This window comes from Halomonas sp. GFAJ-1, from assembly GCA_002966495.1.
GTDB lineage: Bacteria > Pseudomonadota > Gammaproteobacteria > Pseudomonadales > Halomonadaceae > Vreelandella.
In genome coordinates this window covers 2,247,125-2,268,285 of the sequence record CP016490.1, presented here as the reverse complement: position 1 = coordinate 2,268,285, position 21,161 = coordinate 2,247,125, and the positions used below count along the sequence as shown (strand labels likewise).

General features: G+C 54.9%; 20 protein-coding genes. 9 read left to right on the top strand and 11 right to left on the bottom strand.

Annotated elements, in window-relative coordinates; translation table 11 throughout:
- The first annotated feature begins 41 nt into the window (after positions 1-41).
- Entirely contained in the window at positions 42-848 is an 807-nt protein-coding gene (locus BB497_10165; GenBank protein ID AVI63027.1) for a sulfate transporter, read from the top strand.
- An 85-nt stretch (positions 849-933) separates the two neighbouring features.
- Here the strand turns inward: BB497_10165 and BB497_10160 are convergent, their stop codons facing one another.
- The 7 genes from BB497_10160 to BB497_10130 form a co-directional block, all read right to left on the bottom strand.
- Positions 934-2,382 carry a sulfate adenylyltransferase subunit CysN gene (locus tag BB497_10160; GenBank protein ID AVI63026.1) on the bottom strand — a complete coding sequence of 483 codons (1,449 nt, stop codon included), beginning with the start codon at positions 2,380-2,382 and terminating at the stop codon, positions 934-936.
- Entirely contained in the window at positions 2,382-3,275 is an 894-nt protein-coding gene (locus tag BB497_10155) for a sulfate adenylyltransferase small subunit (protein ID AVI64330.1), read from the bottom strand. The genes BB497_10160 and BB497_10155 overlap by 1 nt, the downstream gene beginning before the upstream one ends.
- 246 nt (positions 3,276-3,521) lie before the next feature.
- Positions 3,522-4,109 carry a hypothetical protein gene (locus tag BB497_10150; GenBank protein AVI63025.1) on the bottom strand — a complete coding sequence of 196 codons (588 nt, stop codon included), beginning with the start codon at positions 4,107-4,109 and terminating at the stop codon, positions 3,522-3,524.
- Positions 4,110-4,149: 40 nt separating this feature from the next.
- Entirely contained in the window at positions 4,150-4,884 is a 735-nt protein-coding gene (locus BB497_10145) for a metallophosphoesterase (GenBank protein ID AVI63024.1), read from the bottom strand.
- Positions 4,885-5,331 carry a hypothetical protein gene (locus BB497_10140; protein ID AVI63023.1) on the bottom strand — a complete coding sequence of 149 codons (447 nt, stop codon included), beginning with the start codon at positions 5,329-5,331 and terminating at the stop codon, positions 4,885-4,887.
- A 13-nt stretch (positions 5,332-5,344) separates the two neighbouring features.
- Positions 5,345-6,016, bottom strand: coding sequence for an ADP-ribose diphosphatase (gene nudF / locus BB497_10135; GenBank protein AVI63022.1), 672 nt, complete (start codon positions 6,014-6,016; stop codon positions 5,345-5,347).
- Between the two features lie 132 nt (positions 6,017-6,148).
- Positions 6,149-6,793 (bottom strand): hypothetical protein, encoded by a 645-nt coding sequence (locus tag BB497_10130; protein AVI63021.1) that lies wholly within the window; start codon positions 6,791-6,793, stop codon positions 6,149-6,151.
- Positions 6,794-6,964: 171 nt separating this feature from the next.
- On the opposite strand from BB497_10130, the gene BB497_10125 reads away from it, so the two are divergent.
- Complete coding sequence (locus BB497_10125) at positions 6,965-7,486, top strand: transcription elongation factor GreB (GenBank protein ID AVI64329.1); 522 nt, start codon at positions 6,965-6,967, stop codon at positions 7,484-7,486.
- Between the two features lie 7 nt (positions 7,487-7,493).
- Here the strand turns inward: BB497_10125 and BB497_10120 are convergent, their stop codons facing one another.
- The 3 genes from BB497_10120 to BB497_10110 are packed head-to-tail and all read right to left on the bottom strand — an operon-like array spanning position 7,494 to position 10,920.
- Entirely contained in the window at positions 7,494-8,537 is a 1,044-nt protein-coding gene (locus tag BB497_10120; protein ID AVI63020.1) for a 16S rRNA methyltransferase, read from the bottom strand.
- On the bottom strand, positions 8,534-9,367 hold the full coding sequence (locus BB497_10115; GenBank protein ID AVI63019.1) for an SAM-dependent methyltransferase: 834 nt from the start codon (positions 9,365-9,367) through the stop codon (positions 8,534-8,536). The genes BB497_10120 and BB497_10115 overlap by 4 nt, the downstream gene beginning before the upstream one ends.
- 44 nt (positions 9,368-9,411) lie before the next feature.
- Positions 9,412-10,920, bottom strand: a complete 1,509-nt coding sequence (locus BB497_10110) for an amidase (protein ID AVI63018.1) — start codon at positions 10,918-10,920, stop codon at positions 9,412-9,414.
- A gap of 186 nt (positions 10,921-11,106) precedes the next feature.
- Here BB497_10110 and BB497_10105 point away from each other — a divergent pair, with 186 nt between their 5' ends.
- The 6 genes from BB497_10105 (at position 11,107) to BB497_10080 (ending at position 19,015) form a co-directional block, all read left to right on the top strand.
- On the top strand, positions 11,107-11,823 hold the full coding sequence (locus BB497_10105) for a histidine utilization repressor (protein ID AVI63017.1): 717 nt from the start codon (positions 11,107-11,109) through the stop codon (positions 11,821-11,823).
- Positions 11,824-12,128: 305 nt separating this feature from the next.
- Positions 12,129-13,343, top strand: coding sequence for an imidazolonepropionase (locus BB497_10100; protein ID AVI63016.1), 1,215 nt, complete (start codon positions 12,129-12,131; stop codon positions 13,341-13,343).
- On the top strand, positions 13,333-14,295 hold the full coding sequence (locus BB497_10095) for a formimidoylglutamase (protein ID AVI63015.1): 963 nt from the start codon (positions 13,333-13,335) through the stop codon (positions 14,293-14,295). The genes BB497_10100 and BB497_10095 overlap by 11 nt, the downstream gene beginning before the upstream one ends.
- A gap of 54 nt (positions 14,296-14,349) precedes the next feature.
- Positions 14,350-16,029, top strand: a complete 1,680-nt coding sequence (locus BB497_10090; GenBank protein ID AVI63014.1) for a urocanate hydratase — start codon at positions 14,350-14,352, stop codon at positions 16,027-16,029.
- A 29-nt stretch (positions 16,030-16,058) separates the two neighbouring features.
- On the top strand, positions 16,059-17,594 hold the full coding sequence (locus BB497_10085) for a histidine ammonia-lyase (GenBank protein AVI63013.1): 1,536 nt from the start codon (positions 16,059-16,061) through the stop codon (positions 17,592-17,594).
- A 74-nt stretch (positions 17,595-17,668) separates the two neighbouring features.
- Positions 17,669-19,015 carry a sodium:proton antiporter gene (locus tag BB497_10080; protein ID AVI63012.1) on the top strand — a complete coding sequence of 449 codons (1,347 nt, stop codon included), beginning with the start codon at positions 17,669-17,671 and terminating at the stop codon, positions 19,013-19,015.
- A gap of 85 nt (positions 19,016-19,100) precedes the next feature.
- Here the strand turns inward: BB497_10080 and BB497_10075 are convergent, their stop codons facing one another.
- The gene (locus BB497_10075) at positions 19,101-20,342 is read right to left on the bottom strand and encodes an alanine racemase (GenBank protein ID AVI63011.1); all 1,242 of its coding nucleotides are present in this window, start codon (positions 20,340-20,342) and stop codon (positions 19,101-19,103) included.
- A gap of 329 nt (positions 20,343-20,671) precedes the next feature.
- On the opposite strand from BB497_10075, the gene BB497_10070 reads away from it, so the two are divergent.
- A complete protein-coding gene (locus BB497_10070; protein ID AVI63010.1) occupies positions 20,672-21,160 on the top strand; it encodes a pyridoxamine 5'-phosphate oxidase in 489 nt (162 codons plus the stop codon).
- Position 21,161: the final 1 nt, after the last annotated feature.

The following is a 21,161-nucleotide window of genomic DNA, read 5'->3' as shown; positions in this document are numbered from 1 at the left end:
CTGCCCATATCATCATTCACGCTTAAGCAAGGAGCCACCCCATGCAAACACCCACAGCGGTTATCGCTAGCTTGTTAGGGCTCTCGTGGAGCGCATCACTACTTGCCGCAGATGACTTCATCACCCTCGCTTCTACCACCTCCACCGAAAATTCAGGCCTGTTTAGCGCGATTATTCCGGTGTTTACCGAACAGACCGGCATTGAAGTGCGCGTAGTCGCGGTAGGCACTGGCCAAGCGTTTGAAATTGCCCGGCGAGGCGATGCCGACAGCCTGCTGGTACATGACTCGGCTGGGGAAGCGCAGTTTATCGCCGCTGGTTATGCCAGCGAGCGCCTGGACGTCATGTATAACGACTTTGTGATTGTAGGGCCAAACGACGATCCAGCGGAGATTACAGAAAGCGAGCGCGTAGCCGATGCATTAGCACGGATTGCAGCAAGCAACTCACCCTTTGCCTCTCGGGGTGATGACAGCGGCACAAACCGTGCCGAGCAGCGGCTATGGGAAGACGCAGGCGTTACTCCACAGGGTAAATGGTACCGTGAGCTGGGTAGCGGCATGGGGCCGACGCTGAACACCGCAGCCGGCATGAACGCCTACACGTTCACTGATCGTGCGACCTGGGCGGCCTTTCAGAATCCACAGGACTTAGCGTTGCTGTTTGAAGGGGACAGTGCGCTGTTTAATCAGTATGGCAGCCTAATGCTATCTGAAGAGCAATACCCCCACTTAAAACATGATTTAGCGGCTCAGTGGCACCAATGGCTGGTATCTGTCGAAGGACAACAGGCCATCGCAGACTTTACCGTTGGCGGACAGCAGCTGTTCCTCCCTAACGCGGAGTAACCCCTGCCAGTACGCAAAAGCCGCCTTGATCGCAGTGATCAAGGCGGCTTTTTGTTGCTGCTGTCTATTGCTTTACGGCAACGCGCTAACGAAGTAGGTCGCGGATATCCTTCGCTTCCCAATGGGGAAAGTGCTTGCGCACCAGGGCATTCAAATCCCGCTCAAAAGCGACCCAATCGGTAGCGTTAGCTTGCTCACGGGCATTGGCCGCACTACGAATCATGCCTGCACCGACGGTCACGTTACTTAGCCGATCAATGATTATAAAGCTGCCCGTACCGGGGCTGGTGCGGTAGTTATCAACTGGAATTGCGGCGGTCAGCTCGACCTCGCAGCGGGCAATGGCGTTTAAGCCCAGCGCATCGGTGGTGTGCTTTTCCAGCGTATTGACATCGATCTGGTACTCAATCGCGCTTACCTGACCCGAAAGATCACGGGTGGCAAGCTTAAAGTCATAAAGCTTGCCGGGGGTGAGCGTCTCTTCATGCATCCAGACAATGTCGGCGTTGAACGCATTGGAAAGCGGCAGCTCAGCGTCTGCGCTGACAATCCAATCCCCACGGGAAATGTCAATTTCATCCTCTAAGGTGACGGTGATCGCCTGCCCTGGGTAGGCAGCCTCTAGGTCACCATCAAAGGTCACCACACGGGCGACGCGCGATGTTTTACCCGATGGCAGCACCTTCACTAACTGCCCAGGGCGCACGACGCCCGCCGCCAAGGTGCCGCAATAACCGCGAAAATCTAGGTTCGGGCGGTTAACGTACTGCACTGGCAGCCTTAGATCCGTGAGGTTTTGGTCGCGGCTAATTTCCACGCTTTCCAGCATTTCGATGAGCGTTTTACCTTCGTAGCGTTCATCAGTACTCGCATCAAAATACCAGGGCGTTTGTTCGCTTTGATTTACCACGTTGTCGCCGTTAAGGGCCGACATCGGCACAAAGCGGATGTCCGGCGCACTCAGGTTAGTGGCAAATTCGCGGTACTCGGCAACGATTTCATTAAAGCGCGCCTCAGAAAAGCCCACCAAATCCATCTTATTGACCGCAATCACCAAATGCTGGATACCCAGCAAGTCAGCAATAAAGCTATGGCGTCGGGTTTGGGTCTGCACGCCATAACGGGCATCAATCAGAATAATCGCCAGGCTCGCAGTAGAAGCACCTGTGGCCATATTACGGGTGTACTGCTCGTGCCCTGGGGTATCGGCAATAATGAACTTACGCTTATCCGTCGAGAAAAAACGGTAGGCGACATCAATGGTAATGCCCTGCTCACGCTCAGACTGCAGGCCATCTACCAATAGCGCCAAGTCCACCGTATCGCCGGTGGTGCCGCTGGTTTTGGACGCTTGAGTGATTGCCGCCAGCTGATCTTCAAAGATCATTTTCGAGTCGTGGAGCAATCGACCAATCAACGTGGACTTGCCATCATCAACGCTGCCGCAGGTGATAAAACGCAGCAAATCTTTGTTTTCATGCTCGTGCAGGTACTGCTCGATATTATCCGCGATTAAATTGGACTGGTGAGCCATTAAAAGTACCCCTCACGTTTTTTCTTCTCCATCGAGCCTACCTGATCACGATCAATGGCCCGGCCGCTGCGCTCGCTGGTTTTGGTCAACAGCATCTCTTGAATAATTTCCGGCAAGGTAGCTGCTTCAGACTCCACTGCACCGGTCAGCGGGTAGCAACCTAATGTCCTAAACCGAACAAACTTCTCTTCCGGCACTTCATCTGGCTCGAGGGGTAGGCGGTCATCATCGACCATTACTTGCATACCGTCACGCTCCACCACCGGGCGCTTGGCGGCGTAGTAGAGTGGCACGATAGGAATCGACTCAAGGTAGATGTACTGCCAGATGTCCAACTCGGTCCAGTTAGAGAGCGGGAACACGCGGATAGACTCACCTTTATTGACCTTGGCGTTGTACACATTCCAGAGCTCAGGGCGCTGATTTTTCGGGTCCCAGCGGTGGTATTTATCGCGGAAAGAGTAAACGCGCTCTTTGGCGCGAGACGCCTCTTCATCACGGCGGGCGCCGCCGAAGGCCGCATCAAAGCCGTACTTATCCAGGGCTTGTTTCAGCGCCTGGGTCTTCATAATGTCGGTGTACTTGGCGCTACCATGATCGAAGGGGTTGATATTGGCCGCCCGCCCCTCTTCGTTGGTATGCACAATCAGTTCCATCCCCGCTTCTTCTGCCATGCGGTTGCGAAACTCGATCATTTCCCGAAATTTCCAGGTGGTGTCGACATGCATCAGCGGAAACGGCGGCGTGCCGGGGTAGAACGCTTTGCGAGCCAGATGGAGCATGACCGAGGAGTCTTTACCGATAGAGTACATCATGACCGGGTTGCTAAACTCGGCGGCCACTTCCCGGATAATGTGGATCGATTCAGCTTCTAGCTGCTTTAAGTGGGTCAAACGCGCGGCATCAGGTACGCCGGGCACCTCTTGCCGAACCGTCGACGGCGCAGAAAACTGGTTCATTACCTACTCCCTCACAAAACGAAGCTTGCATGTGCAAACACTGTTTGCCGTCACACTGGGTATTACCCAGGGGTGGCTAATGATGAGTAGGGTAACGCTGGGCCAATAATAACCCAAAAGAATTAATAACTATCTTTTTATAACCAAAAAAATAAAACTGTCTGCACCAGAGAATCTGCTTTACCACGTTCCTCTAGGAGGAAGGTCACATGACATGCGCCCACGGACAAAGTCGTCAGCGAAAATATCTCTGGCAACACCGCGCCCTAACTGACGCTGAGTCCCGGCTAGCGTAGCGCAGCGGTTATTAGAACCGTATAAGGCGGGGTCTCGGCGACATAGTTGAGCGCGCTGACCATCAAAGCGCGCATACCCCTGCCGGTTGCGGTAAGTGCTTACTGACACCAGAGGAACATCAATGGTGTGTCCCACTACTGCATCAAAAGCCACTGGCTCAATGGGTTGCCAGTCACGGCCAAAATATGCGTGTCCCTCAAAAACGCACTGGATACGCTGACCATAAGCAGCATTTTGTAGCGCACTTCTTAAGGCTAGCGCCTCTGCCTCTGCGATTGCCTGTCGAGCTGCTGCGGCGGCGCGGCGCTCTTCAGCCTTGCGCATATCTAATGCTGCTTGCTGCTCACGTATTTGCAACTGCCGCTCAGGTGAAAGTGCTTGCCACTCCTCTTCGCTCATCCCTAGAGGATAGCTGGAAGCACAGCCAGTAATTATCAGTAATAAGCCCACTATGAAAATGAAGGTTTTCATTTCTTGTTCCGTATCTACGGCAGTCAACGCTGGGAAGCGGCTAATAACTTACGCGCTCTACCCAAGTCTGCCATTCGCTGCCTTGTAAATCGATAACGCGATAGCCAGGCCGAGAGGCTTCATCAATCGCGAAGCTTTCAGCACTGGGCATAAACTGATCCGCCATGGCTGGGCAGCCATACACGCCGATGTCCGCTCCCGCCACGCTATGCTTCTGTGCATAGGCCTGATGGGCATGACCAAATAGCACTATCTTTACCTGGGGGTAGGCACTTAACACTTGCCAAAAGGCATCACGGTCTTGCAAACCAATGGCGTCCATCCACGCTGCCCCCACGGCTACTGGCGGATGATGCATCGCAATTAGCGTCGGCCTGTCGTCGAATTCAAGCTGTGCGGCAAGGGTGGAGAGCTGCTCGCTGCCTAGCCTACCGTATGGCTGCCCCTCAACCCGAGTGTTTAGCAGCAGTAGGCGCCACTGCTCTAGATCCACTTCTTCAAGCAGCGGATGTTCCGCCAGCATCAGCTCAGGCTGATCGTGATTGCCAGGAATCCAGAACCATGGGCAAGGCAGCGTAGCCAGTGCCTGACAGGCCAGCGAGTAAGAGGCAGAGGTTTCATCCTGGCTGACATCACCGGTGAACACGACGATGTCGGGCCGCTCGGCGATGACGCGCTCAAGCACCTGCTGAAATTGTCGCCAAGGCACACCGGCTCTAGAGCGTGCTTCTTTATCGGCATGTAAGTGAGCATCGGTAATTTGCACCAACCGCATTTAAGGTGTCTCCGGCACATCATAGGCGTGGCCATGGGCCAAACCGTGGGCTAACCACTCGCCCAAAAAACGGTTGAGCTGCAGCTTTTCATCGGGTTGGTGCATTTTGGCATTGGGGTAACGGTAGCGGCCGCTGAAGTGACGCTCGCGCTGAAAGTCCGTCACCTCGGCCATACGCACGTCATGGTAGAGGTGGACGCGCATCCGCGGCCCTTCAATCACCGCATCCAGAGGGCCGCTCTGGGAAACTTCTATCATGGTGGTATAGGGGGCCTGCTGCACAATGGTCAGATGTAGATCGCCAAAGTGCTGGTCGTCGCCATGCAGCGCAATATCGCGCTGCTGGCCACACTCCATATCCCCTACCAGACGAATCAAGCGCAGGTAATTAGCGCTACACTCACCCTGCAGAGATTTTAAATCGGTGACATAGGCAGCTCTGGCCATGCTCACTCCTTAATCAGGTTCGCTTGGCATCTGTGTTTGGCAATACAGCGCGATGAGAGGCCGCGCGCAGCGACGCGCGCTGCCCTGCTAACCAGTAAAGCGCAATCAAACACATGGCGTTGTCGAGCCTTCCCTGCTCCAGGAGTTCCCATACAGTGGGATAATTAACGACATGAACACGAATATCTTCGTGCTCTTCATCCAATCCATGAATACCGCCCAGCCCTTGGCTATCGATCAGCCCGCAAAAGAGCGTCACCCGCTCGTTACAGGCGCCGGGGCTTGGGTAGTAGGTGTGCAGCTTAGTGATCTGGCCAACGTGGCATCCCGCTTCTTCCAGCGCTTCTCGGCGGGCGACCTCTTCAAGCGGTTCATCCTTATCCGCAAGCCCGGCCACCAGTTCTAATTTCCAAGGAGAAAGCGGGTCATCAATGGCCCCTGCACGAAACTGCTCAATCAGCACCAGAGCATCTTTAACGGGGTCATACAGCAGAACGCCTACCGCATCATGGCGATTATGCACTTCACGGCGCATGGTGCCGCTCCAGCCCCCTTCAAACAGACGATGGCGCAGTTCCAGTGCTTCCAGGCGGAAGAAACCTTGATAGAGAGTATCGCGCTTAAGAAGCTCAACGTCGCTACGGCCAAGTTGAGGCGGTGCCGAGGGGTTCGAACTATTCACCATGAAGCACTCCCGATGATAACAATCGATCTATTATCAATGCTCACCACCGGGAATGCCAATGCCGCTATAACTGGCTAGAAAAACTGGCTAGAAAAACCATCTTGAAAAGCTGACTTAAAAAAACCTCTAAAACTATAGCATTTGCAGCAGTGCCTCTGCATCTTGGCGCAGTGCTTCATCAGATGCTTGGCGGCTATCACGCGCGGTACCGTTGACAGCGCGTTCAGCATGCTCGCGGGCGGCTTGTGTGTTGCCCTCTTCTTTTAAGAACGCCGCATAGTAGTAGTTAACGTCAATACCGTCAGGGCGGATCTCTAACGCTCGCTGAAACATGCGCTCAGCAGTATTGCTATTGCCGAACCCTAGCGGGCGACCCGGCGCGCGATCATACAGGGCACCAAGGGTTACATACGCCGAGCCATTGCCACCCTGCGGGTCGATCTCAATTGCTCGCTCTAACACATCACGGGCATCGCCAGCGGTGCCTAACGCGCCTAGACCGCCACGCTCACGGGCATAGGAAGCCAGCACAATACCCTGCCAAATCAGCACTTCAGCTTCATTTGGGTGCTGGCTCGCAAGGTTTTCGGCTTCGCTTGCCAGCGCTCTTAGTGTGCCTTCGCGCTGATTCGCCGGCATATCAGTCACGGTGTTTTCCCAACGATTTTTCAGTGAGAACAGTTCACCGTCATAGGCCGACGCAGTTAACGGCGCTAAGGCCAGGGTACTGCCTAGGGCAGCAGCGATCAGTAAGCGAGAAAAAGGGTGTGTACGCATTAAAAGCTCCTAGATTATTTTTATACATGGATGACTGGAATAGCTTCCCCTCACAATGTAACGAACGTTTGAATGATTCGCCAGTAGATCATCGGCTATGTGATAGTGAGCGCCCTTAGCGTAAGCTAGTCATTTTGTTCAAGGCGAAGAAAACCGATGAAAGGCCGCAATATGACGCGCTGGCGCGACCCAGCTAAAGATCCGCGCCAAGCGCCCAAAAGCAATTTAATTACCGCCGAAGGCGCTGCCCGCCTGCGCAGCATTTTAGATCACCTGTCCCGGGTGAAGCGGCCAGAAATATCGGCCAAGGTAGGCGAGGCCGCCGCCCAGGGCGACCGTAGCGAGAACGCGGATTACACCTACAACAAAAAAGAGTTAAATCGCGTTATTGCGCGGATTAGCTACTTAACCAATCGTTTGGATGAGCTGCAGGTCGTTGATAGGTTACCGGCCAACACCGATAAGGTGTTTTTTGGTGCCTTTGTAGATTTGGAAGATGAGGAAGGCGAAGCACTCTCCATTCGGATTGTTGGCCACGATGAAATCGATACTAAAAAACGCTGGATCAGTATCGATGCCCCCATGGCCAAAGCGCTGCTAGGCAAAGAGGTAGGCGACGACGTAACGGTGCTTACGCCCAACGGCGAAACGCTCTACACCATTACCGCCATTCGCTACACTGGCAAAGCTTAATCTGCGTTCAGCGCCGTTTTTTGGACGCCTGAACGCTGGTTTTGCTACTGTCTTCCGGCTTGGCACGGTAAACCCGAAAGCGTCGATTATCCGCCAGCGTTTCGAAGCTGCCAAACGTGCGCTCAAGCAGGCCGGGATAAGGTAAAAACGCATTGGCCACTAACACCAGCTGCCCTTTACCGGTTAAATGATTAGGCGCCTCTTCTATCAACCGCGCACTGGATCCATAACTAATCTCGCGCTCTTGGTGAAACGGTGGATTACTCACAATCAGGTCAAAACGCTGCCCTTCAAGCGCCGAGTAAACATCACTTTCCAATACCTGGCCGCTAAGGTGGTTAGCCGCTAGCGTTCGGCGGCAGGCTTCTACTGCAAAAGCGCTTACATCCACGGCGGTAACTTCATGGCCACGGGCCGCTAGCCACGCACTCAAAATGCCATCGCCACAGCCCATATCCAGCACCTTTAATGCTTTTGGGGGCAGGGGCTCTAGGGCTGTTTCTACAGCGTGCAGCAGTAGCTGGGTTCCTTCATCCACTTTGCCATGACCAAACACACCAGGATGGCTCATCAGCGTCAGCGACAATGCTTCAAAGCGTTGCCATGCGCTGTCAGGATTTTCAATAGCCACGGTCCGGGTAGCAAACAAAGAGCAACGCCGAGCGTTATCCAGCTTGTCGCAGCGCATCCCCAGCCCGCTCAGTATTTTTGGCACGCGCTTGATACCGCCCTGGTGTTCACCCACCACGTCAATCGGTGTATTTTCAGGCAGCATGCGGCACAGCCACTCAAGCCACCAGATCCCCAACTGGTGGGCTTTTGGCCAAAATAGTACCACCTGCCCAGCCTGCTGAATAAAAGGCACATCGAACGGGCTAACGGCGGCTTTATCGCGGCCTTCCCACTGTCCACGCAGCGCCACATTATCGCTCACCATCGCTTTGGAGCGATCGATCAGCCAAGGGTCTTCCGGGGGGGCAATCGGCCAAAGCTGGGCTGCCTGCCCATAATAACGTTCAAGGAGTTGGCAAGCGGGCAGTTGAGCACTCATTGGTCAGCCTCGGGTTTGGTGAAGGTATAAAGTAGATAGCGGCCTAGCCGCCAGTGAGGGTCTTGGCGACAATACTGCTTTTCTAGCGCCAGCAGCGATGCCTGCTCACTCTCTTTGCCAGGGGGCTGGCGTAGGTAGTCTTGAAAGATACGTACCCCTGCAACGCTATCCATGATTAAGCCGTTCTCCGATCCCCACTGGCATATTTCATCATGGGTAACCGGGGAAATCGGTGTTAAGCGCTGCCGCTTGCCCTTACCTTCCAACTGGTCACTGAATGCTTTTTGCAGGTTGCCCTTCACCACGTTAGAAAAACGCAGCGCATCGCGGTTAAACACCATTAGGCTTAACTGCCCGCCAGGGGCTAAGAGGCTAGCGAGGGTTTGCATGGCCTGCCGAGGCTCTCCCAACCACTCAAGCACTGCGTGGCAAGTAATCAGCGGCCATGGCCCTGGGGCTTGCTGGGGCAATGCTTGAAGCGGCGCCGACAGGTAATCAAGCTGTTCGGGCAGCATGGCGCCTGCGGCAATACGCTCAGCATGCCAAACGCTTGCATGAGCTAGCATATCCAGGGAAGGCTCTGCCATGGTCACCGCGTGCCCACGCTCGGCAAACCACGCTGAAAGCTGCCCCAAGCCGCCGCCTACATCAAGCACAGGCTGCGCGTTTAGCGTCAGCATATCGGGCAGTAAGTAATCCAGCATAGCCAAGCGCAGCTCGCCCCGGGGTGCTTGATAAAGTGAGCGCGAGAACTTATCGACTAAGCCATCGAAGTAGCGATCTCCCGCCGACGTTAACTCGTAGCTTATAGGTGTATCTGTGGGGTTCATGCAGAGCGCCAAGCGTTGTTTCAAAGCCGCGTAGTTTACCCTGCTTAAACGCCAAACGCTTGCGGGCTAATACGGCATTGCCAATCGTCATGTTGCTCCATGGCGGCCGCTAGCTGAAACAGCTGTTTATCCTCCCCAAGGCGCCCCACCACTTGCACACCAACGGGCAAGCCATTAGCTGCCACATGAAAAGGCACAGACATCGCCGGCTGGCCGGTAAGGTTAGCCAGTTGTGTAAACGGGGTCCGGCGAAGCGCATCCACCGCTAAGCGTTTTAACATGCCCGCTTTTAGTGCCAATGAAGGCACCCCGGGTATGGCTAACAGCGCCATTAACCGCTCGCGGGCGGCAGTCGGATATAGCTCACCCATTTTAGGGGCGGTATCTGCAGCCACCGGCATAACCAACGCATCAAAGCGCTGGTGAAAGTGACTCATCTGCTCAGCAGCCAAATGCCAGTAACGCTTGGCAAGCTCATAATCTCTTGCAGAAAGCTTGGCTCCCAGCCTACCGACAGCTCGGGTGGAAGGCTCAATGGCTAGCCGATGCACCGGCACTCCCGTTTGCTGGCTCACCCAATGCAGGTCTGCGGCTAGGTGGCCTAAATAGAGCGTTAAATAGCTGTCCGCCAGGGCATCACCCTCAACCGGCGGGTCGCACCACTCTACCTCATGCCCCATGGCGGCCAACGCATGGGCAGCTTTCTCAACGGCGGCTGTCACCTCCGCACTTACCTGGGTGCCAAGGCCGCGACTCAAAAAACCGCCTAGCGACACAGCGATACGCAGCGGCTTGCTGGAAGACGATAACGCAGCCACATAGCCCGTCTCACGGGGAGTGGGGTACGGCCCAGAGGGCGCCATGCCATTAATATGCTCTAACAGCGCCGCGCTATCCCGCACGCTACGCGTCAGCGCATGCTCAACCACCGCCCCTTGCCACACCTCACCGTGGGCAGGCGCGAGTGGCACCCGGCCACGGGAAGGTTTAAAACCAAACAGGCCACAGTAACTGGCGGGAATGCGAATAGAGCCACCGCCATCCCCCGCTAGCGCAATGGGCACCATGCCACTGGCTACCGCCGCGGCGGCACCACCGCTTGAACCGCCGGGGGAGTACCCCTCCCGCCACGGGTTTTGTGGATGTGGAAACGCCTTTGGTTCGGTGATGCCCATTAGCCCAAGCTCTGGGGTTGCGGTCTGCCCCATCACCACCAAACCGGCCTCTCGCACGCGCTTAATCAGTAGCGAATCCTCTTTAGGGCGCCAGTTGGCTAGGGCGGCGCTGCCAAAAGCGAGCGGCTCCCCTTCAAGCGCCATCAATAGGTCTTTGCTTAACGTGGGAACGCCAGCAAAAGGGGACTTCTCAGTAACGTTCAACAGCTCCTGGCTGGCTCGCTCAAAACGCGCTCTCACCACCCCATGCAGCGTAGGATTTAGCGCTGTAATCGCACTCATCGCCGCTTCGAACACCTCTTTTGAGCTAACCTCACCACCACGAATCAGCTCAGCGAGGCCGGTGGCATCGTACTGTTGATACTCATGAACGTGCATCGTATTCGCTCGTTGTTGTTGAGACATTCATTCAAGACTAGCAAGGATAACAAGCGGTTGTTAGACGCCAGTCTTACTATCTCCTCGCTGAGATAACGCCCCAGTAAGTGTCGAGTTGATGCCCTTAGCTATCGCACAAGGTACACTGGATATGGTTAGACAATAGATTCATTTGAAAGGCACTTCATGACCAGCGCTCCCCCACTTTATCTGCAAATACAGCAGCACCTGCTAGAGAAAATCCAGGGCGGTGCCTGGCCTGCGCACCACCAGATCCCACCCGAAGAGCAGCTTGCCCGAGATTTTGGGGTAAGCCGAATGACGGCCAATAAAGCGATTCGTGATCTCGTCCAAAAAGGCTACCTAACCCGCCAACCTGGGCTGGGCACTTTTGTAACAGATCGCAAAGCAGAGTCATCTCTGGTTGAGGTGTACAACATTGCCGATGAAGTACGCTCCCGAGGGCATCATTACAGCAGCATCGTGTTGCTCTGCGAAGCCATTAAAGCTGATGACGAAATCGCTTTGCGCCTGGGCGTGCGTCTTGGCAGTCGCGTGTTTCAAACACTGTTGGTGCACTTGGAAAACGACACGCCCATTCAGCTTGAAAACCGCTATGTTAACCCCCGCTGGGTACCCAATTATTTAAAGAGTGATTTTTCGGTACATACACCCAACGAAATATTGGTAGCGGCCTGCCCAATCACTGACGTAGAGCACATCGTTGAAGCCGTGCTCGTTGATCAGCAAACCGCCGAATGGCTCGCTATCGATACCTCAACCCCCTGCCTGAGCATGATCCGGCGAACGTGGTCCGGTGAGCAGCTCATCAGCTATGCCCGCTTACTGCACCCAGGCAACCGGTACAAGCTGCGCTCCTCGGTACATCGCCAAGCCTCATAAAACCCCCGGTGCAGGTATTGACGACTTGCGCGACGCACAAATGTATATACATTAAGGAAACGACCGAACCCCCGCCTCCTATAAAGACTAGACATTAGTCTAATTCTTTATGTGCTAAAATTTAGTCCCAAACCACATAAATAAATTAAACAATTGATTTTATTGGAAAGAACAAAAACTCCTGATCTTTCGCTTGACCGCTCTCCATTTTCTTATTTTTAGGCACCTTGACGAATTCACTTCAATTGACCTTAATTGTATATACATTATGCATTTGAAATAAGATTTCTTGAGAGGAGCTCCCTATGGCGAATGCAACGAATCGTCGTCTCTGGCGCGACATCAGCGTCTTCGATGGCGTGTGGACACTGCCCGGCCGCATGGCCGTTATCACCGAGGGAGCGCACATAATCTCCTTGTCGCCCATGGCTGAGTTCAATGAGCAACTCGCCAGTAGCTGCATTGAGATGGGCCACGGCGGTGTCATGACCCCAGGGCTTGTGGATTGCCACACGCACCTTGTCTTTGGGGGCTCCCGAGCAGAGGAGTTCGAAGCGCGGTTGGAAGGGGCAAGCTATGAAGAGATCGCTAAACGCGGCGGCGGTATTCTCAGCACCGTTCGCGCCACCCGCGAGGCTAGCGAAGATACCCTGCTTATGCTCGCTAAACCGCGCCTTGAAGCCCTGATCGCCGACGGCGTCACTACCGTGGAGATTAAGTCTGGCTATGGGCTAACCGTCAAAGACGAGCTAAAAATGCTGCGCGTCGCACGGCGGCTTGGCGAGATATTGCCTGTACGGGTGGTCACCACACTATTGGGTGCTCATGCCCTCCCCCCTGAATTCAAAAACGATAGCGACGGCTATATCGATCTGGTCTGCCAAGAAATGATTCCCGCAGCAGTGGCTGAAGGTCTGGCTGATGCTGTCGATGTTTTCTGCGAAAAAATCGCTTTTTCCGTAGCACAGTGTGAACGCGTCTTCGAAGCGGCACAGCACCACGGCCTCCCCATTAAGGCCCATGCTGAACAGCTCTCCAACCTAGGTGGCACGGCCATGGCCGCTCGCCACGGGGCGTTATCCGCTGATCATATCGAATACCTGGATGACGCCGGCATCGCCGCCATGCGTGAGGCAGGCAGCGTAGCCGTCATTCTGCCCGGCGCTTTCCACACCCTGCGTGAAACGCAACAACCACCTATCGCCGCGCTACGCAATGCAGGTGTGCCCATGGCAGTGGCAACCGATGCCAACCCCGGCAGCTCCCCGCTGTTTATGCCCACACTAATGCTCAACCTGGCCTGCACACTGTTCCGTATGACGCCTCAAGAAGCGCTTGCAGGAATGACCGCCCATGGCGCTAGCGCGCTGGGGCTGAAGGAACAAGGGCGAATCTACGAGGGTGCAGCAGCTGACCTGTGTGTTTGGAATGTTGAAGCCCCCGCCGAGCTCGCCTATGCAGTGCAGCCGGGGCGTTTGCGCCAACGTTTGCTTCAGGGAGTAGTGACCCATGGCGGCTAATAAGACAACGGCAACAATGATCGACATGTCACTCTGGCAAGGCCGAACAGACCCTGAAGCCAACAGCGAGCGTTGGCATCAAAAGATCCAGCCACTCAGCCAAACGGCAATTCCGGGCTGCGCACTGGTGGGTTTTGAAAGTGATGCAGGGGTTGCCCGCAACCAAGGACGTACCGGCGCAGCTAAAGGCCCGACAGCTTTGCGTAAAGCGCTGGCACCACTTGCCTGGCACCGTACTGGGCCAGCTTATGATGCCGGGAATATACGCTGCGAAGGCGACGCACTAGAAACGGCACAACAGCACCTTGCCGATCATTTAAGTGCGTTACTCAACGCGGATCATTTTCCCATTGTCGCGGGTGGTGGTCATGAGGTGGCCTATGGCAGCTGGTTGGGGCTTGCCCAACACCTCACAGATAAGGGTGAGAAAGCACCGCGCATAGGCATTATCAATTTTGATGCCCACTTCGATCTTCGGGACCCCTCCCACGTCCGCTCTTCGGGCACCCCCTTTGCGCAAATTGCTGATGAATGCGCCCAACGCGGCTGGCCATTTCGCTACGCCTGCTTAGGCGTAAGCCGCGCTGCCAATACCCGCGCTCTGTTTAGCCGCGCAGCGGAACTCGGAGTGATGGTTCGCGAAGATAGAGACTTTCAGCCCGCCCAACTGGAGAGCATTCGACGCGACCTGGAGCGCTTAATGGTGCGCTGTGACCACCTCTATTTAACGATCGATCTGGATGTTCTACCTGCATCCGAAGCACCTGGCGTAAGTGCTCCTGCCGCCAGAGGTGTCTCACTCTCAGTGATTGAACCGCTGATCGAGGCCATCCGCGACAGCGGCAAGCTACGCCTAGCCGACCTAGCCGAGCTAAACCCAGCTCACGACACCGATAGCCGTACTGCCCGCGCGGCGGCCCGGCTTGTTTTTCAGTTGGCGCTCGACACCTAGCGAGCCCTGCTTACAGCAATCAACAACAAATCGACTAACCAGAGGAATTTCGCCATGTTACCTAACGACAAACGTCACGACGCATCTCGCAAGATTGGCGCCCCCACCGGTAGCACGCTTAGCTGTAAAAGCTGGCTGACCGAAGCCCCCATGCGCATGCTGATGAACAACCTTCACCCTGACGTGGCCGAGCGCCCAGAGGATCTGGTGGTATATGGCGGTATTGGCCGCGCAGCGCGTGACTGGGAGTGCTACGACAAAATTGTTGAGACGTTGCAACGCCTGGAAGATCATCAAACCCTGCTGGTTCAGTCTGGTAAGCCGGTAGGCGTATTTGAAACCCACAAAGACGCCCCGCGGGTGCTGATTGCCAACTCTAACCTGGTACCTGCCTGGGCCAACTGGGAGCACTTTAACGAGTTGGATAAAAAAGGCCTGATGATGTACGGCCAGATGACCGCCGGGTCTTGGATCTACATCGGCTCCCAGGGCATTGTTCAAGGCACCTACGAAACCTTTGTTGAGGCGGGCCGCCAGCACTTTGATGGTAACCTGACAGGCCGCTGGATTCTCACTGCGGGCCTTGGCGGCATGGGCGGCGCTCAACCTCTCGCCGCCACCCTCGCCGGTGCCTGCTCGCTCAATATCGAGTGCCAGCAAACCAGCATCGATTTCCGCCTGCGCACACGCTACCTGGATGAGCAAGCCGATGACCTGGACGATGCACTGGCGCGCATAGAGCGCTACACCGCAGAAGGCAAAGCGATCTCGATTGGCCTGTGTGCCAACGCGGCAGATGTGCTGCCCGAGCTGGTCAAGCGTGGCGTAAAACCCGATATGGTAACGGACCAAACCAGCGCCCATGACCCGCTGCATGGCTACCTGCCAGCAGGCTGGACCTGGGAAGAGTACGTCGCCCGTGGTAAATCACAACCCCAAGCCACCGTTAAAGCCGCCAAGCAGTCGATGGCAGTACATGTTCAAGCCATGCTCGACTTCCAGAAAATGGGCGTGCCGACTTTCGATTATGGCAACAATATTCGTCAGATGGCTCAAGAAGAAGGGGTTGAGAATGCTTTCGACTTCCCAGGCTTTGTACCGGCCTATATCCGTCCTTTATTCTGCCAGGGAATTGGCCCGTTCCGCTGGGCAGCGCTTTCCGGCGACCCGGAAGATATTTACAAAACCGACCAGAAGGTCAAAGAGCTGATCCCCGACGACCCACACCTGCACAACTGGCTAGATATGGCGCGCGAACGCATCAGCTTCCAAGGCCTTCCGGCACGTATCTGCTGGGTCGGCCTGAAAGATCGCGCTCGTCTTGGCCAAGCCTTTAACGAGATGGTCAAAAACGGCGAGCTTAAAGCACCGGTGGTTATCGGTCGCGACCACCTGGATTCCGGTTCCGTGGCGAGCCCCAACCGCGAGACCGAGTCGATGATGGATGGCTCTGACGCCGTCTCCGACTGGCCGCTGTTGAATGCCCTACTTAACACCGCCGGGGGTGCCACTTGGGTATCGCTACACCACGGTGGCGGTGTCGGCATGGGCTACTCCCAGCACTCGGGTGTGGTTATTGTCGCCGACGGCACCGATGATGCCCACGCACGCCTTGGCCGCGTGCTGCGTAACGATCCAGGTACCGGCGTTATGCGCCACGCCGATGCAGGCTACGAAATCGCTAAAGAATCTGCCCGTGAAAACGGCCTCGATTTGCCGATGCTGAACCGCTAGAAATTTAACAACGACAAGGAGTACGAATCATGCCCCACCTTGATATTCAGCCCGGCAAAATGACACTGGCGCAGGCGCGCCAGGTCTTTCAATCACCGGTCAAGGTTAGCCTGCCAAGCAGTGCTGACGAAGCCATTCAAAAAAGCGTGGATTGCGTCAACCGTGTGGTCGACGAGAACCGCACGGTCTACGGCATTAACACTGGGTTTGGGCTGCTTGCTCAAACACGTATCGCCGATGAAGACCTGGAAGCACTGCAGCGCTCGCTAGTGCTCTCCCACGCCACCGGCGTTGGCGCTGCGATGGATGATAGCCTTGTACGGCTCATCATGGTGCTTAAGGTTAACAGTCTGGCGCGGGGCTTTTCTGGCATTCGCCGGGAAGTCCTCGATGCGCTGATCGCCTTGATCAACGCCGAGGTATACCCGCATATTCCGCTTAAGGGTTCGGTGGGCGCCTCTGGTGACTTAGCGCCGCTAGCACATATGAGTGTAGTACTGATTGGTGAAGGCAAAGCACGCCACAAAGGCGAATGGCTCTCCGCTGAGGAAGCGCTCAAAGTCGCCGGTCTTAGCCCCATTGCGCTGGCTCCCAAAGAGGGCCTGGCACTGCTCAACGGCACCCAGGTATCCACCGCTTACGCGCTACGCGGCCTGTTCGATGCCGAAGACTTATATGCCGCCGCCACGGTCTGCGGCTCTCTGACGGTTGAAGCCACGTTAGGCTCGCGCTCGCCGTTCGATGCGCGCATTCATGAAGTGCGTGGCCAACGCGGCCAAATCGACGCAGCGGCGGCTTATCGGCATCTGCTCGGCGAAACCAGCGACATCGGCGACTCCCATGCCAACTGCGATAGAGTGCAGGACCCTTACTCCCTGCGTTGTCAGCCGCAGGTAATGGGGGCAGCACTGACTCAAATTCGCCATGTGGCTGACGTACTGGCGGTTGAAGTCAACGCGGTATCCGACAACCCATTGGTGTTTGAAGATACCGACGACATTATCTCCGGTGGTAACTTCCATGCTGAGCCGGTCGCCATGGCTGCCGATAACCTGGCGCTTGCCATCGCTGAAATCGGTTCGCTGGCGGAACGACGCATCTCCTTGATGATGGACAAGCACATGTCCCAACTGCCGCCCTTCCTGGTCGAAAAAGGCGGCGTCAACTCCGGGTTTATGATCGCCCAGGTGACGGCGGCCGCCCTTGCCAGTGAAAACAAAGCGCTAGCGCATCCGCATAGCGTGGATAGCCTGCCTACCTCGGCCAATCAGGAAGACCACGTTTCTATGGCCCCGGCGGCTGGCAAGCGGTTGTGGGAAATGGCCGACAACGTGCGTGGCATTCTCGCGATCGAATGGCTCAGTGCCTGCCAAGGACTCGATATGCGCCACGGTTTAAACACCACCGAGCCACTGGAGCAAGCCAAACAGTTGCTGCGTAAGCATGTTACCCATTACGACCAGGATCGCTTCTTTGCCCCAGACATTGAAGCAGCCAGCGACCTTTTAGCCGCCAGAACACTAAGCCACCTGCTTCGGCCTGGCACCCTGCCAAGCCAGCACTAAGCGGCTTTTCCAGCCCCGCAGCGAACGACTGCGGGGCTTCACCGCATTCAATTCCAACGACAAGAGTAGCTTCCATGAATGCTATCGTTTTGGCCATTTTAGTGATGGTCAGCCTCAGCTTGGCTCGCGTTTCCGTTGTCTTTGCTTTAATCGTCGCAACATTGGTCGGCGGGCTTTATGCGGGCATGCCCGTCAATGCCATCCTTGATTCCTTTAACGATGGCCTCGGTAACGGTGCCACCGTGGCCCTGGCCTACGCCGTACTGGGTGCCTTCGCCGTCGCACTCTCACGTTCGGGTATCACCGAGGTGATGGCAAGCCGCGCCATTGCGCGCTTTCAGGTAGATAATTCAGGCGGCAGTCGACGTATGGTGACCTACACCTTACTAGCCGCCTTGCTAGCCGCAGCAGTCAGCTCTCAGAACCTGATTCCGGTGCACATTGCCTTCATCCCGGTACTGGTTCCGCCACTACTCAAGCTGATGAACCACCTTGAGCTTGACCGCCGACTCGTCGCCTGCGTGATCACCTTTGGTATTACTGCCCCCTACATGCTTCTACCAGTGGGATTTGGTGCCATCTTTCTCAACGACATCCTGCTGACCAACCTGAACGAAAGCGGTGCCGAATTTGGGCTGGAAGTCACCCGAGGTATGGTACCCATGGCGATGGTGATTCCTATCGGCGGGATGGCGCTTGGCCTTGCAGTGGCTGTGCTATTTAGCTACCGCAAAAGCCGTCACTATCAAGACCGTGACCTCGCCAAAGGCGACGAGACGCAAGCAGAAGCGGCCCAACATCTGAAAGGCTGGCAAAAAGCTGTGCTGGCAATTGCACTCATTGGAACTGTTGCCGTTCAGCTCTACACCGGTTCAATGGTGCTGGGGGGTATCTTTGGTTTTGCCCTGCTATCACTGAGTGGCGTCTTCCGTTGGCACGAGCAGGACGGCATCTTTACCGAAGGCATGCGCATGATGGCCCTGGTCGGGTTCATTATGATTACCGCGGCTGGCTTCGCCAGCGTGATGCAGGCCAGTGGTGAAGTTGAAGCGTTGGTGAGTAGTTCCACGGAAATAATTGGTGATAACAAAGGCTTGGCAGCATTGATTATGCTGCTCGTCGGTCTCTTTATTACGATGGGCATCGGCTCTTCGTTCTCAACGATACCCATCATCGCCTCGCTTTACGTACCACTCGCGCTTAACTTTGGCTTTTCACAACTCGCCACGGTGGCGCTGGTAGGTACTGCAGCCGCCTTGGGCGATGCCGGCTCGCCAGCCTCCGACTCGACGCTTGGCCCTACCGCCGGTCTCAATGCTGATGGCCAGCACGACCATATCTGGGACAGCGTTGTGCCAACGTTCCTGCACTACAACATCCCGCTGATTGCCTTTGGGTGGGTAGCCGCCATGATGCTCTAACACTCCCCCAGACCTTTCCCCAAAACACAACCACCCCGCTCATTTAAGCGGGGTGGTTTCATAGCACGAAGCCTAATTCACAGAATCACTCGTTATCGCGGTCACTCGGTCTCAGTACTTTTGGGTTGGAGTTCCCCCACACCGTATAAAGATCAGCTAATAGTGCGTCGTTGAGCTCCTCAAGCTCTTCAATGGTAATACGCTCTTCGCCCTGGAGACCGTAGAGCACCACTTCATCACCCGGTGCCACACCTTCTATATCAGTAACGTCCACCATGGTCGTGTTCATTGATACTTTCCCAAATACTGGCACTCGCTCACCGTTGATCAGCACGAATGCGGCATCCGTGAACACACGCCGATAACCATCAGAGTAGCCAACGGGCAAGTTCGCCAGCAGGCTGTCACGCTCTAACACCCTTACATGGTCATACCCCACTCCGCTGCCCTGAGCATAATCGTTCACCGATGCAACACGCGTTCGGAAAGACATCACAGGCTTGAACTGTTCATAATGGGGCAAATCACCATATAGCAGACCGCCAGGACGCACCATATCAAGGCGTGCTTCAGGCACTTCCATAGTGGCAAACGAGTTAGCTGCATGAAGAATTAAGCCATCACGATCTAGGTTGGCCGTCTCGATTAGCCAATCACTCTGCTCATGAAAAACCTCTAGCCCCTGGCGAACAAAGTCCTCATCTTCAAAGGCAAAGTGAGTCATGATGCCCACCAGCTCCAACGATGCTAACTCTTGAAGCTCTAAGGCTTCCTGGCGTCCTGATTCGCTTTCAAGTGCCATGCCGTTACGCCCCATGCCCCCAGCATTCAAGCCTAAATGGTAGCGCAGCGTAACACCCGCTTCAGCCGCATCCTCAGAAGCCTGACGTGCAGCAGCTATGTCGCCGAATAGCTCTTCCATATCGTAATCAAATGCGCCACGTATCTCAGCAGGTGTTGCACTGCGTACCCGCATTAAACGCCCTTCGAAACCACTGGCCCTAACCACACGAGCCTCTTCATTGCTCGCGACACCAATGCAAGGAATACCTAACGCAATAACGGAAGGCATTAAATTAGCAATGCCATGGCCATAAGCATCGGCTTTCATGATGGCGCAGAGTTCAGCCTCTTCCCCCAATAACTCCTGAACATCACGAACGTTACTTTCGAAAGCAGATTGAGAGACCTCTACCCAGGCATTGGCACTAATGTGCTCGGGGCTATCAACAAGCAGAGCCTGATCGCTTAGCAGCGGAGCCGCATAGCTTGTGCTAGTAACAGCAGCCGTGATGGCCACAGCTAATAAGGTACGTGGATATTTCATGATCGAATCCTTGATTAGTTTTATTGTTAACAACCCACCAATCACATTAACTCATCTTAAGAATTACCCACGAGAGCACATGCCGCGTTTGGTAAAAAAAGCAGCTTTTAAACACAACATTCTTCTGAAAAACCTAACAGCGCGCCAACGAGCTAAGGGCAAACTCAAATCGATTTGCTGATATCGACAATGATAGCTACGCTGTTGTCAGGGTTTGTACAAAAAGCAATCATAAAAAATAGCTTTGGTATAAATTCTAGCCAAGTGGTGTGTAGTAGCACCCCTATTTGGCAATTACTCATTTTCAAATTCATAAGGAGTGTGGCGCTATGTCCAGCCCGGAACATAAGCAGAAGATCTGGAAAATGATCAAAGATATCAAGGTAGGCATGTTAGTGACGTTGGATAATGAGGTGCCCCGCGCACGCCCGATGCACCTAGTCCAGGATGAATATGACGGTACGCTATGGTTCTTTACACGCCGAAGCGCTGAAAAAGTGTTTGAAGCGAAGAGTGATCACGATGTATGCCTCAGCTTTTCTGACCAAGAAGAGGGTGTGTATGTTTCGCTTTCAGGCAAAGCGAGCCTGACCGATAACCGCGAGCTGATTGAAAAATACTGGAACCCTTTCATCGCTGCCTGGTTCCCTGAAGGTAAAGATGACCCCGATGTCGCTCTTATGGAAATCAAGGTGCAAATGGGCGAGCACTGGAAGGCAAAAGAGAGCAAAGCATTCCAGCTTTATGAGATCGCTAAAGCAAATATTAAAAAAGATGAAACCCCAAATTTAGGTGAAAACGAAAAATTTGGTGGCTAAA

What these genes read in the sequence shown, in the direction of transcription:
- BB497_10110 (AVI63018.1), bottom strand. Translation starts at nt 10,920, where the DNA reads ATGCACGTTCATGAGTATCAACAGTACGATGCCACCGGCCTCGCTGAG.
- BB497_10085 (AVI63013.1), top strand. Translation starts at nt 16,059, where the DNA reads ATGCCCCACCTTGATATTCAGCCCGGCAAAATGACACTGGCGCAGGCG.
- BB497_10070 (AVI63010.1), top strand. Translation starts at nt 20,672, where the DNA reads ATGTCCAGCCCGGAACATAAGCAGAAGATCTGGAAAATGATCAAAGAT.
- BB497_10165 (AVI63027.1), top strand. Translation starts at nt 42, where the DNA reads ATGCAAACACCCACAGCGGTTATCGCTAGCTTGTTAGGGCTCTCGTGG.
- BB497_10150 (AVI63025.1), bottom strand. Translation starts at nt 4,109, where the DNA reads ATGAAAACCTTCATTTTCATAGTGGGCTTATTACTGATAATTACTGGC.
- BB497_10090 (AVI63014.1), top strand. Translation starts at nt 14,350, where the DNA reads ATGTTACCTAACGACAAACGTCACGACGCATCTCGCAAGATTGGCGCC.
- BB497_10075 (AVI63011.1), bottom strand. Translation starts at nt 20,342, where the DNA reads ATGAAATATCCACGTACCTTATTAGCTGTGGCCATCACGGCTGCTGTT.
- BB497_10105 (AVI63017.1), top strand. Translation starts at nt 11,107, where the DNA reads ATGACCAGCGCTCCCCCACTTTATCTGCAAATACAGCAGCACCTGCTA.
- BB497_10080 (AVI63012.1), top strand. Translation starts at nt 17,669, where the DNA reads ATGAATGCTATCGTTTTGGCCATTTTAGTGATGGTCAGCCTCAGCTTG.
- BB497_10140 (AVI63023.1), bottom strand. Translation starts at nt 5,331, where the DNA reads ATGGCCAGAGCTGCCTATGTCACCGATTTAAAATCTCTGCAGGGTGAG.
- BB497_10145 (AVI63024.1), bottom strand. Translation starts at nt 4,884, where the DNA reads ATGCGGTTGGTGCAAATTACCGATGCTCACTTACATGCCGATAAAGAA.
- BB497_10120 (AVI63020.1), bottom strand. Translation starts at nt 8,537, where the DNA reads ATGAGTGCTCAACTGCCCGCTTGCCAACTCCTTGAACGTTATTATGGG.
- BB497_10125 (AVI64329.1), top strand. Translation starts at nt 6,965, where the DNA reads ATGACGCGCTGGCGCGACCCAGCTAAAGATCCGCGCCAAGCGCCCAAA.
- nudF (AVI63022.1), bottom strand. Translation starts at nt 6,016, where the DNA reads ATGGTGAATAGTTCGAACCCCTCGGCACCGCCTCAACTTGGCCGTAGC.
- BB497_10115 (AVI63019.1), bottom strand. Translation starts at nt 9,367, where the DNA reads ATGAACCCCACAGATACACCTATAAGCTACGAGTTAACGTCGGCGGGA.
- BB497_10160 (AVI63026.1), bottom strand. Translation starts at nt 2,382, where the DNA reads ATGGCTCACCAGTCCAATTTAATCGCGGATAATATCGAGCAGTACCTG.
- BB497_10100 (AVI63016.1), top strand. Translation starts at nt 12,129, where the DNA reads ATGGCGAATGCAACGAATCGTCGTCTCTGGCGCGACATCAGCGTCTTC.
- BB497_10095 (AVI63015.1), top strand. Translation starts at nt 13,333, where the DNA reads ATGGCGGCTAATAAGACAACGGCAACAATGATCGACATGTCACTCTGG.
- BB497_10130 (AVI63021.1), bottom strand. Translation starts at nt 6,793, where the DNA reads ATGCGTACACACCCTTTTTCTCGCTTACTGATCGCTGCTGCCCTAGGC.